Source organism: Streptomyces sp. T12 (assembly GCF_028736035.1).
Classification (GTDB): domain Bacteria; phylum Actinomycetota; class Actinomycetes; order Streptomycetales; family Streptomycetaceae; genus Streptomyces.
In genome coordinates, this window is record NZ_CP117866.1 from 5,217,456 (window position 1) to 5,229,258 (window position 11,803).

The window sequence follows — 11,803 nt, forward strand, 5'->3', positions numbered from 1 at the left end:
GCTCCGCTTCCCATTCGCGAACAGTCGAGGTCGAGAAGGCACGATAGCCCATCCGAACGTATGGACACGGCCGCCCTCGATCGGCAACCCCCCGCGCGCGCAGCGCAGTCCACACCCCGGCGAACAGCTCCCTGGCCGTCCACCCATGCCGTCGCCTCAGCGAACGACAGTGCGACAGGGCGCCCTCCCGGCGGGGAGGACGCGGTGCGTCGCCTCCTGGTTCCCGCCCCTCCCGAAGGCGCCCACCTCGCCCAAGGCGAGGGCAACAAACGAACACGCGCGCGTGACGTCGCCCCTGGTCGGAGCCGGACGTACGCGCGCGTGGCCGGTGGCGTCAGCTGTCGCCCGTGCGGGCGCCCAGGGTGAGTTCGACCGTGCGGGACTGGCCGCCGCGTTCGTAGGTGATCGTGACCTTGTCGCCGGGCTTGTGGGTCCAGATCTCGCCGATCAGGGTGGGGCCGGAGTCGATCACCCTGTCGTCGAGCTTGGTGATGACGTCGCCGGGCTTGAGGCCGGCCTTGGCGGCGGGGCCGCCCGCCTCGACCGCGTCCGAGCCGCTGGCGCCCTGCTCGGTGATCTTGGCGCCGCCGGTGGTGTCCTCCAGGGAGACGGAAGCGCCGATCTTGGCGTACACCGGCTTGCCGGTCTTGATCAGCTGCTTGGCGACGTACTGGGCCTGGTTGATCGGGATGGCGAAGCCGAGGCCGATCGAGCCGGACTGGCTGGTGCCGCCCAGGCCGTTGGCGGAGGACTGGATCGCGGAGTTGATGCCGATGACGTTGCCCTGCGCGTCCAGCAGCGGCCCGCCGGAGTTGCCGGGGTTGATCGAGGCGTCCGTCTGCAGGGCGCTCATGTAGGAGGCGTTGCTGCCGGTGCCGTCGCTGGAGGCCACCGGGCGGTTCTTGGCGCTGATGATGCCCGTCGTGACCGTGTTGGACAGGCCGAAGGGGGCGCCGATCGCGATCGTCGAGTCGCCGACCGCCACCTCGTCGGAGTTGCCCAGCGTCAGCGGCTTGAGGTCCGACGGCGCGTTCTTGAGCTTGATCACCGCTACGTCGTAGCCCTGCGCGTGCCCGACGACCTCGGCGTCGTACTTCTTGCCGTTCGGGAAGGTCGCCGTGAGCTTGCCGCCGTCGACCGCGTCGGCCACCACGTGGTTGTTGGTGACGATGTGGCCCTCGGTGTCGAAGACGAAGCCGGTGCCGGTGCCGCCCTCGCCACTGCTGCTCTCGGCCTCGATGGTGACGGTGCTCGGCAGCGCCTTGGCGGTCACGGACGCGACCGTGCCCGGGTCGCGCTTGATGTCGCCACCGCTGTCGGCGGCGGAGACGGTCGTCGAGGAGCTGTTGTCGTCGTTCTTGGCCAGGGTGTAGCCGAGGCCGCCGCCCAGGCCGCCCGCGACCAGCGCGGCGATGAGGACCGCGGCGAGCAGTCCGCCGCGCCCACGGCCGGACTTGGGCGCCGGCTGCTGGTAGCCGGCGCCCCAGCCGAAGCCCGCGCCGCCACCGCCATCGGCGCCAGCACCAGCAGCACCTGCCGCAATGCCGCTGTCGGCGTACGGCGGCGTGGGCGGCGGCGGAGGCGGCCAGGAGGCGTCGGGGGCCGAGCCCTGGGAGGCGGGCGGCTGGGCACCGTTCGAGGCAGCCGGGGCGACGGGCGGCTGGGCGCCGTTCGAAGCCGCTTCGGCAGCGTACGGCTGAGACCCGTTCGCGCCCGCCTCGGCGGCGTACGGCTGCGTGCCGTTCGAGTTCGCCGGGGCGCCGTTCGGCACCGGCGGGAGCGGAGTGGTCGGGGCGGCGTCGCCCTCGGGAACCGGGCGTTCCTGGGATGCCGGAGCAGCAGGAGCATCCACCGGCACGGGAGGTGCGGACGGGGCCGGGGGTACCGCGGCGCCCTCGTTCTCGGTGCTCACAGCTTCTCTCCTCGATCCACGGCTGTAGTTTTCGGTCGCACTCGGTCACGCCCGTTCACGCTGGCCAGTACTTGTCGGCGGTCGGTGCGCTTCAGCTGTGCATGTCTTTTTGTATGCCGTCAGCTTTTCCCACGGGCCGTCAGAGCACCATAAGCGGTGGCTGTGGGTCCACGGCCATTCCTTATATAGGGCATGTGCGACTAAGCAGGCGCAATCCCAGCACCCTCAAGACTGCTCCGGCCGCACGTCTACCCGCCCGCGGTGGGACCATGACGCGGTGACCCACGCACGGCAGCAGCAGATCCAAGTCGTCGCCCATCGCGGAGCCTCCGAAGACGCTCCCGAGCACACCCTGGCCGCGTACAAGAAGGCGATCGAGGACGGTGCGGACGCCCTCGAGTGCGATGTACGCCTCACCGCGGACGGCCATCTCGTCTGCGTCCACGACCGCCGCGTCAACCGTACGTCCAACGGCCGCGGCGCGGTCTCGGCCCTGGAGCTCGCCGAGCTCGCCGCCCTGGACTTCGGCTCCCGCAAGAACCGCGACTCGTGGAAGAACCGGGCCGAGGAGCCCGACTGGGAGTTCCGGCCGGAGGACCCCGAGGACACCTCGGTGCTCACCCTGGAGCGACTGCTGGAGCTCGTCGCCGACGCGGGGCGGCGTGTGGAGTTGGCGATCGAGACCAAGCACCCGACCCGCTGGGCGGGGCAGGTCGAGGAGCGGCTGCTAGTCCTGCTGAAGCGGTTCGGGCTCGACGCGCCCGCCTCGGCGGACGAGTCCCCGGTGCGGGTCATGAGCTTCTCGGCGCGCTCGCTGCATCGCGTGCGTGCCGCCTCGCCGACACTGCCGACCGTCTATCTGATGCAGTTCGTCTCACCCAGACTCCGGGACGGACGGCTGCCCGCGGGCGTCGGCATCGCCGGCCCCTCGATCCGGATCGTACGCAGTCACCCGGCTTATGTGGAGCGCCTGAAAAGGGCCGGTCACCAGGTGCACGTCTGGACCGTGAACGAGCCCCAGGACGTCGACCTCTGCGTCGAGCTGGGCGTCGACGCCATCATCACCAACCGCCCGCGCGCGGTGCTGCACCAGCTAGGCCGCTGACCCGCGCGCGTAGCCGACGCACGGCCGAAGCACGACCAACGGCACGACCGAAGCACGGCCAAAGGCACGGCCAAATCAAGTGGTCACAGCAAACCGCGCACCCGGAAACCCCTAAAACCTCATCAATCCCTGCACAACCTCTTGACCCCGGAGCCCCTTCAGCCCCATCCTCCACTCTCGGTCACACCGTCGAATTCCAGCCATCTCGATTACAGGGAGTGCTCCGGCGCGTTCGGTCCGTATTCGATCGTTGCGAGTGCGTCACCGGACATTGATTGGCCGGTTTCCGGTACAGGCCAATGGGGCATCCACACCGTGGCGTGGGGCAAAGGAGGTCTCGGGGGTGGCGTTGGTGGTGGCACAGGAGGTGCCCACGTCGTCGAGCATGGCCGTACCCCATGGCCCTGCGGGCGTGGGGGAAGCGAGACACCGTATGCGCTCACAATTGCGCAGGGGTGGTGTGGCGGATTCGGTCATCGACGATGCCGTACTGATTCTTTCCGAACTCTTGAGCAACGCCTGCAAACACGGCCGGCCGCTCGGTGACGCACTGTCCGGGGACGGTGACGTCCGGGCCGCCTGGCGCGTGGACGCGAGCGGCAGGCTCATCGTGGAGGTGACGGACGGCGGCGGGCCCACCCGCCCTGCTCCGGCCACGCCCTCGGTCACCGCGCACGGCGGCCGCGGGCTGAACATCATCACCGCTCTCGCCGACGACTGGGGTGTACGGGACGACGCCCGGGGCGAGGTCACGGTCTGGGTCGTGGTCCACGGCGACGTTCATGATCCGGATGCCGGACACCGCCGCCACGACTTCGCTACGCGCGTCGCAGCGCCGTCGGTGGGCGCGATATCCGGCCTCGACTTCGCCGACGCCTTTGACGACCTGGACTGACGGCACGGGTTCCGGCAGAGGCACTGCTTCCGCCGGAGGCCCTGTTTCCGGCACGACCCGGTGGGTTGTCCACAGGCTCCCGTCGCGCATGGCGTGAAGGGCTAGGCTCGCGCCGTACGAGACGAGCCGTAACCGGGAGACACCCACGATGGCCAAGAAGCGACCCCAGACCAAGGCCAAGCGCCCGCAGCTCAGCGACGGAGCCCCCGCCGGAGGCGCTGATGGCCACTTTCCGGTCGTCGGCGCACGCGAGCCCTGCCCCTGCGGCAGCGGCCGGCGCTACAAGGCCTGTCACGGCCGGGCCGCCGCGCAGGCGGTGACCGAGCTGGTGCACCGCCCGTTCGAGGGGCTGCCGGGCGAGTGCGACTGGGTGGCGCTGCGCGAACTGGTGCCGGCCGCCACGGTCGAGCTGACCCTGAAGGGCGGCCTCCCCGAGGGCGTCCCGTCCGTCACCCTGGCCACCGTCCTGCCGATGGCCTGGCCGGCCCTGCGCCGCGACGACGGCTCGGTACTGCTCGGCCTGCAGAACGACACGGCGTCGGGCGACATCAGCCGCGACCTCGCCGACACTCTCCAGCAGGCACTGACCGCACAGCCCGGCACGCCGGTCCAGGGCCGCCGTGCCCCGGCCGACGGTCCGCGGCTGCAGGATCTGCTCGACCCCGAAGGCGCGTTCGAGCCAGTTGTGCACGCGGGCTTCGAGTTCTGGGTCCCGGACGCGGAGAACGCCACTCCGGAGGTGACCGCCTCCTTGGAGCGGGCCAACGCCGCGGCCATCCCGACGGTGCGGCTGACCGGCGTGGACGCCGCCTACTGGTGCGAGACGCCGGACAAGAACCACCTGCGCTGGGTCATGCCGCACTCCGAGGAGCAGCTTCTGGACGCTCTCGCGCGGCTGCACGCGGCAAGGAAGTCGAACCTCGGCGAAGGCACCCGTCTCGTGGGCTCCTTCCGCGCTCACGGCCTCACCGTGCCGGTCTGGGACCTGCCGAGCGGCGTCGGCGCGGAGGACGTGGAGAAGCCGGCGGCGGAGTTCGCCGAGCGCCTCGCCGCGGCCCTGGCCACGGACGCTCCGCTCACCGCGGACGAGCGTCGCGCGCGTGGCGGCCTGACCAACCGGCAGGTCACGCTCAGCTGACGAGCGCTGCGGAGATCAGGTTCGGCTGAACGGCCGTTCAGCCGAACCGGCCCCTCCGGGAGGGGTGAATCCGATCACAACTCCCCTGCGGAGCAAGGGAATCCGTGACTGGAAAGCCCGGATCGAATTTGCGAACCGCCGATCTCTTGTTACCGTTCCACTAGCCCGGTTGCTGGTGCATCCCCCGTCGCCAGCAACCGGGTCTTCCCATATGCGCACTCCTTTACGGAATGACGCCGCCTGTCAACTGCCCGTAGGTGACCCGGAGTTGCCCGGCGAGGAGTTGCTCGCGGAGCGCAGCAGCAGCGGCCCGCTCCCGGCCCGGGACGCGAACTCCGCGACCGCCGTGTAGGCGTCCAGGTTGCCCCGAGTGCGCTCCCGGGGCGTCTCGCACGTCCCCGGCTCGTCCTCGGCGCCCCCGGCGCAGCGCATCTGCACCGTGCGGCCACCGGGCCCCATGAGACTCAGTACGGAGTCCATCGCACCGCCGGTCGCATTGCGGAAGTAGGTACGCGCCCAGGTCTCCTCGCCCTGTGTGAGGACGCAGGTCTGCGCCTCGACGCCCTCGGGGGAGGTGAGTTCGGGGCCGCAGCGGGCGGCGGTGGCAAGGCCCAGGCCGAGCAGCAGCGACGAGTCGGCGAGCTCGGCGGCCGGCGCCTTGGCGTCGGCGGGGCGGGACGGGCGTACGGCACCGTCCTTCGGAGCATGGGGGGAGGACCGTACGGCCTCGTGCGCGGACGTGTGTCGGGCGGCCCGGCTCGCGTCGACGACCTGACCGGCGGCCGCCCAGGCCAGCGGCAGGGCGACCGCGGCCGCCGCGACGGACGCGAAGGCGATCAGACGGACTCTTCTGCGATTCGGCCCGCGGCGATGCGACGACGGTGCCCTTTTTCCCCTGGTTTGACGCGGCATATAGCGGAAGATAACGACCACGCGCGCGTGCACCGTCCCGCGCGCGCCGGACGGCCCTACAATTCGGGCGCGCTCACACCCGTACGAGTGAGGGCCTCAACCACGGCGTCCACCACGGCCTCCACGTCCGGCACCCACGGGGAGGCCGAGCCGGGCAGCGGAGCGCGCTGCCAGCTGATGGGGCCCTGGCCCGTCTCGGACGGGGGCAGGGCGATATAGCCGCCCTCGCCGTGGAAGCGGAGGGAGCCGGGGACGAAGTCCTTGGCGTAGAGCAGTTCGCCCAGCTGCTCCATGGAGTACGGCTTCACCAGGATCGACCAGCGGGCGGGCGAGGCGACGACCGGGCCGAGGCGCATGCCCATGCGGTCGAGTGCGGTGAGGGCGTGCGCGGCCGGCAGGGCGGGGAGGCTGACCGCACAGGGGGCCGCGTCGCCGGTGGCGAGGATGATCGGGGCCGTGGGCCGGTTGGCCCACCACCAGCGCACCATGCGCTCGTCGGTGGTGGCCGCGAGGAGGCCGGGGTCGAAGGGGTGGGCGCCGGGCACCGTGCACTCAGGGTCGGGGCAGCCGCAGCGGGAGTGCCCCTGCGGGTGCGTCGTCACGCCTGGGAGTACCGGCCAGCGCCATTCCGTCGCGAAGGTCAGGGCCGCGCTGATCAATTCAGGCGTCCCGTCGCTGCGCAGGAGCCTGCGTCGCCTTCCGAGGATCTCGCGCATGAGCGCTCGTTCCTTTCCGTTGCACCGCTGGCAACACCGTGGTCACATCACACCATGTGTCGATCACTTCACTGTGCGTACCTGTTGGCGCATCACACCCCTGCCGTGGGCAAGGGAAACCCCTATGGGCCGAGCGTTGACTGCTTCCGCGGCCACCTCGCCCGTACTGCGTCTATCAAAAGCATGGGCGTGGCGTGGGGGTGGCGAAGTCTGGCGTTTAGCGTCGCGCGTATTTCTCTTCGCCTCCGCCACGGGAGGATGGGGCCGGTCGTCGGTGGCTAAGACGCCCGGGTCCGTCGCCAGGTTCCGGGTGGCTGTCAACCACCCCTGGCCTTCACCGAGTACGTACCCATCACGACCGCTGTGACGCTCTGTGGAGCGAAACCAGTCGACCGCAATACCCCGTTCCCTGAGTCAGTTTTAAGCCAACTTTGCCATTGTGCAAGAGGAGTACGGCGAGTACTCACGTTACCCACGGACACCAGGAATCCCGGCAGGACAATGCTGGACATCCCCTCACGAGTGCGTGTACATGTGGAGACACTGCTAGCGGCGCAGAATGACATGGGGGTTTGCGATGCTTTTGAGCAATACGCACCGGTCGGAAAGCCGGACGCCATGAACGCCCCTCACCCTCCGAAAGTGGCCGGAATCGATTCAACGGTTCCCTCGCCCGCACACACTGTCGCGCCCGCGCCCGCGGCCTCGGGCACCTCAGCGGTCCCCCCGCCCAACGCACCAGGGGCGCTGCTTCAGGACCGTCTCGCCGGCTGGGTCTCCGACCTCACGACACTCCACGAACTCACCGAGCGCCTGGCCCGTACGGACGCACTCGACGGAGCCCTCCAGGAACTGCTGCGCGCCGGAGCCGCCCTCGTGGGTGCCCGGCGCGGTCTCGTCGTACTGGAACCGGCCGACGGGCTCGGCCCGGACACGACGATCGGGCTGGGCCTCGCCCGCGCCGACCTCGGCCACATCGAGACCGTCCCGCGCAGTGCGATGTCCTACGGGAGGATCCTCGACGGACTGCCCGGCGGCGACCGTGAGATCGCCCAGCCGGACCTGCTCTCCGAAAACGGGCTCGACCCGCGCCACCGCGAGGTGGCCGCACGCCTCGGCTACGCCGCGAGCTACGCGCTGCCCCTGTCCACCGAGGCCGCCGGCCGCCTCGGCGCCGCCGTGTGGCTGTACGACGAGCCCGCCGAACCGGCCGAGCGCCAGCGCCACCTCGTCGGCCTGTACACCCGCTACGCCACCGAGCACCTGGCCCGGCTCCTCGAAGTCGAACGCACGCGCGCGTGCATGAAGACGATGGCCGAGGAACTGCTGCCCTCCCGCCTGCCCCGCATGGCCGGCGTCCAGCTCGCCGCACGGCACCGTACCGGCCCGCGCGGGGGCGGCGACTGGTACGACGCGCTGCCGCTGCCGGACGCCGCACTCGGCCTGGCGGTCGGCTCGGTGACCGGCTCCGGGCCCAGCGCGGTCGCCGCGATGGGACGGCTGAGGGCCAGCCTGCGGGCGTACGCCGTCATGGAGGGCGAGGACCCGGTCGCGGTCCTGTCCGATCTGGAACTGCTGCTCAGACTCACCGAGCCGGCCCGCTCCGCCACCGCCCTGTTCGCCTACTGCGAGCCCGCCCTGCGCAAGATCACGCTCGCCGGGGCCGGGCACACCCCGCCGCTGCTGATCGGCGAGCGGCGCACGGAGTTCGTGGAGACCTCCGTGTCCGCGCCGCTGGGCATGCTGGCCTGCTGGGAGGCGCCCAGCGTGGAGCTGACGGCGGAAGCCGGAGAGACGGTTCTGCTCTACACCGACGGACTGCTGCACCGCACCGGCGACTCCACCGACCGCGCCTTCGCCCGGCTGCACGCGGCGGCGGCCTGCGTACCCCGGGCGATCCGGCACGACCCGGACGCCATCGTCGACCACGTGCTGCGCACCGTGCTGCCGGACGGGCTCGACCGGGCGGACAGCGAGGAGGACGTCGTGCTGCTGGCGGCTCGCATCGAGTAGCGGCGCGCTGACCTTCGGTCACTCCCCATAACAGGCACGTGGTCTGCGCCATAGCAGCGGCGGGCAAGCGGTCTTTCGCCCTGGGCGCGCCTCTCCACGACCGTACGATGGACGGGGTCCAGTGCCGTATCGAGGAGGAAGACCGTGGCCGACGAGCTCACCCCGGAGACCCCGGAGACTGAGTCTGAGGAGCCGATCAAGCAGCGCAAGAACGGCCTGTACCCGGGCGTGTCCGACGAGCTGGCCGAGAGCATGAAGTCCGGCTGGGCCGACACGGAGCTGCACGACCTGGAGCCGATTCCCCAGGCCGCCGAGACCGCCGCGCGGCGCTCCGCGTTGTCGGCGCGCTTCCCGGGTGAGCGTCTGGTGATCCCCGCGGGCAACCTGAAGACCCGCTCGAACGACACCGAGTACGCCTTCCGGGCGTCGGTCGAGTACGCGTATCTCACCGGCAACCAGACCGAGGACGGCGTGCTCGTCATGGAGCCCGTCACCGACGGCCACCAGGCGACGATCTACCTCCTGCCACGCTCCGACCGCGAGAACGGCGAGTTCTGGCTGTCCGGCCAGGGCGAGCTGTGGGTCGGCCGCCGGCACTCGCTCACCGAGGCGGAGAAGCTGTACGGCATCCCGGCCTCCGACGTGCGCGAGCTCGCGGACCAGCTCCGCGAGGCGACGGGTCCCGTGCGTGTCGTGCGTGGCTTCGACGCCGGCATCGAGGCCGCGCTGACCGACAAGGTCACCGCCGAGCGGGACGAGGAACTGCGGGTCTTCCTGTCCGAGGCGCGGCTGGTCAAGGACGCGTTCGAGATCGGCGAGCTGCAGAAGGCCGTCGACTCGACCGTGCGCGGCTTCGAGGACGTGGTGAAGGTCCTCGACAAGGCCGAGGCGACCAGCGAGCGCTACATCGAGGGCACGTTCTTCCTCCGCGCGCGCGTGGAGGGCAACGACGTCGGCTACGGCTCCATCTGCGCGGCCGGTCCGCACGCCTGCACGCTGCACTGGGTGCGCAACGACGGGGCCGTGCGGTCGGGTGATCTGCTGCTGCTCGACGCGGGCGTCGAGACGCACACGTACTACACCGCCGACGTCACGCGGACGCTGCCGATCAACGGCCGTTACAGCGAGATCCAGAAGAAGATCTACGACGCCGTGTACGAGGCCCAGGAGGCCGGCATCGAGGCTGTGCAGCCGGGTGCGAAGTACCGGGACTTCCATGACGCGGCCCAGCGTGTGCTGACCGAGCGGCTCGTCGAGTGGGGGCTCGTCGAAGGGCCGGTGGAGCGGGTGCTGGAGCTGGGGCTTCAGCGGCGGTGGACGCTGCACGGGACGGGGCACATGCTCGGCATGGACGTCCATGACTGCGCTGCGGCGCGGACGGAGACGTACGTGGAGGGTGTGCTGGAGCCGGGGATGGTGCTGACCGTCGAGCCCGGGCTGTACTTCCAGGCCGATGACCTGACCGTGCCGGAGGAGTACCGGGGGATCGGGGTGCGGATCGAGGACGACATTCTGGTGACGGAGGACGGGAACCGGAATCTGAGTGCTGGGCTGCCTCGGCGGTCGGACGAGGTCGAGTCCTGGATGGCCTCTTTGAAGGGCTGACGTCGGATTGATGGTCGGGTACCGAAGGGGTGTCCGGCCGTCGTCGCGGTCTGCGGGTTGTGGGGGCTTGTCGCGCCCACGCGGCGGAGCCGCATATCGATACAGTCCCGCGCCCCTAGGGGGGGTTGGGGTGGACCTGCATCTGGAACTGGCCGCCGTCGATGGGCGTCGGGCCGGACTCGAGCGGGCGCTTCGGGATGCCGTGCGGGACGGACGGCTTACTCCCGGGGAGCGGTTGCCTGCTACCCGGCGGCTCGCCTCCGAGCTCGGGATGTCGCGGAACACTGTGAAGGCGGCCTACGACCAGCTTGTCGCCGAGGGGTATCTCACCGCCCGGCAGGGGGCCGGTACGCAAGTCGCCTCGTTGCCTCCCGCCGACGCCGCACCGCCGGAGGCCGCCGCACGCGCGCGTGAGGCGCGTTTTGATCTGCGGCCGGGGAGTCCGGATGTGGGGGCGTTTCCGGCGGCTGCCTGGTTGCGGGCGTTGCGCAGGGCCATCGCTACGGCGCCCTCGCCGGCGTATGACTATGGCGATCCGCGTGGGCGTATCGAGTTGCGCAACGCGCTGTCGGGGTATCTGGGGCGGGCGCGCGGGGTGATCGCGCCGCCGGAGCGGATCGTGATCACCTCCGGGTATGTGCAGGGGCTGGCGCTCCTCACGCGCGTGCTGGAGGGCGGCGCCGTCGCCATGGAGGATCCCGGGTTGCCGTTCCATCGGGAGGTGGTGCGGCGCAACGGGGGCGCCGTCGTGCCCGTGCGGGTCGATGAACGGGGTGCGTGTGCCGAGGAGTTGGGGGACTGCGCGGCCGTTGTCGTCACGCCCGCGCATCAGTACCCGACCGGTGTGACCCTGCATCCGGAGCGGCGGCGGGCGATCGGCGACTGGGCACGCGCGCGTGAGGGGCTGATCGTCGAGGACGACTACGACGGGGAGTTCCGTTACGACCGCCAGCCCGTCGGCGCGCTGCAGGGGATGGCGCCGGGACAGGTGGTGTATCTGGGGACCGCCTCGAAGACCCTCGGGCCCGCGCTGCGGCTCGGCTGGATGGTGCTGCCGCCGCACCTGGTCGACGCCGTCGCCGACACCAAGCTGCACAGTGACCATCACACCGAGTCCATCGGCCAGTTGGCGCTCGCCGAGCTGATCGACAGCCACGCCTACGACCGGCATGTGCGGGCCTGCCGGCTGCGGTACCGGCGGCGCCGGGATCAGCTCCTGGAGCGGCTGGGGGCGCGCCGGAATGTGCGCGGGATCGCGGCCGGGCTGCATGCGCTGGTGGAGGTCGACGACGAGGCGGCGGTGCTGGCACGGGCGGAGGCCGAGGGGCTCACGGTGGGGCATCTGGGGGAGCACTGGCATGCACCGGGCGGCGGCGAGAAGCGGCCGCAGGGGCTCGTCGTGGGGTACGGGACGCCTCGGGAGCGGGTGTATCCGGAAGCGCTGGAGGTGTTGGTGAAGGTGCTGGAAGGGGCCTGAATTGGGCCACTGAGATGCCTGGGTATTGGG

9 protein-coding genes are annotated in these 11,803 nt (G+C 70.8%); 6 read left to right on the plus strand and 3 right to left on the minus strand.

Annotation, left to right across the window (positions count from 1 at the left end; all coding sequences use genetic code 11):
- Window positions 1-334: 334 nt before the first annotated feature.
- Window positions 335-1,912, minus strand: coding sequence for a S1C family serine protease (locus tag PBV52_RS23395; protein ID WP_274240839.1), 1,578 nt, complete (start codon window positions 1,910-1,912; stop codon window positions 335-337).
- A gap of 277 nt (window positions 1,913-2,189) precedes the next feature.
- On the opposite strand from PBV52_RS23395, the gene PBV52_RS23400 reads away from it, so the two are divergent.
- The 3 genes from PBV52_RS23400 to PBV52_RS23410 all read left to right on the plus strand — a co-directional run bounded on the left by PBV52_RS23400 (window position 2,190) and on the right by PBV52_RS23410 (window position 5,050).
- Complete coding sequence (locus tag PBV52_RS23400) at window positions 2,190-3,017, plus strand: glycerophosphodiester phosphodiesterase (RefSeq protein ID WP_274240840.1); 828 nt, start codon at window positions 2,190-2,192, stop codon at window positions 3,015-3,017.
- Window positions 3,018-3,273: 256 nt separating this feature from the next.
- Window positions 3,274-3,912 (plus strand): ATP-binding protein, encoded by a 639-nt coding sequence (locus tag PBV52_RS23405; RefSeq protein ID WP_274240842.1) that lies wholly within the window; start codon window positions 3,274-3,276, stop codon window positions 3,910-3,912.
- Between the two features lie 148 nt (window positions 3,913-4,060).
- Window positions 4,061-5,050, plus strand: coding sequence for a DUF5926 family protein (locus tag PBV52_RS23410; protein ID WP_274240843.1), 990 nt, complete (start codon window positions 4,061-4,063; stop codon window positions 5,048-5,050).
- A gap of 243 nt (window positions 5,051-5,293) precedes the next feature.
- Here PBV52_RS23410 and PBV52_RS23415 read toward each other — a convergent pair whose 3' ends face one another.
- On the minus strand, window positions 5,294-5,962 hold the full coding sequence (locus PBV52_RS23415; protein ID WP_274240844.1) for a hypothetical protein: 669 nt from the start codon (window positions 5,960-5,962) through the stop codon (window positions 5,294-5,296).
- 56 nt (window positions 5,963-6,018) lie between these two features.
- Entirely contained in the window at window positions 6,019-6,678 is a 660-nt protein-coding gene (locus PBV52_RS23420; RefSeq protein ID WP_274240845.1) for a bifunctional DNA primase/polymerase, read from the minus strand.
- Window positions 6,679-7,179: 501 nt separating this feature from the next.
- On the opposite strand from PBV52_RS23420, the gene PBV52_RS23425 reads away from it, so the two are divergent.
- From PBV52_RS23425 to PBV52_RS23435, 3 genes are all read left to right on the plus strand, one after another.
- Window positions 7,180-8,691, plus strand: coding sequence for a PP2C family protein-serine/threonine phosphatase (locus PBV52_RS23425; RefSeq protein WP_274240846.1), 1,512 nt, complete (start codon window positions 7,180-7,182; stop codon window positions 8,689-8,691).
- A gap of 144 nt (window positions 8,692-8,835) precedes the next feature.
- A complete protein-coding gene (locus PBV52_RS23430) occupies window positions 8,836-10,296 on the plus strand; it encodes an aminopeptidase P family protein (RefSeq protein WP_274240847.1) in 1,461 nt (486 codons plus the stop codon).
- Window positions 10,297-10,426: 130 nt separating this feature from the next.
- Complete coding sequence (locus PBV52_RS23435) at window positions 10,427-11,773, plus strand: PLP-dependent aminotransferase family protein (protein WP_274240848.1); 1,347 nt, start codon at window positions 10,427-10,429, stop codon at window positions 11,771-11,773.
- The last annotated feature ends 30 nt before the right edge of the window (window positions 11,774-11,803 follow it).

Bases quoted from the DNA above. Each gene is read 5' to 3' on its own strand.
- PBV52_RS23410 (WP_274240843.1), top strand. From the start codon at position 4,061: ATGGCCAAGAAGCGACCCCAGACCAAGGCCAAGCGCCCGCAGCTCAGC.
- PBV52_RS23415 (WP_274240844.1), bottom strand. From the start codon at position 5,962: ATGCCGCGTCAAACCAGGGGAAAAAGGGCACCGTCGTCGCATCGCCGC.
- PBV52_RS23420 (WP_274240845.1), bottom strand. From the start codon at position 6,678: ATGCGCGAGATCCTCGGAAGGCGACGCAGGCTCCTGCGCAGCGACGGG.
- PBV52_RS23425 (WP_274240846.1), top strand. From the start codon at position 7,180: ATGCTGGACATCCCCTCACGAGTGCGTGTACATGTGGAGACACTGCTA.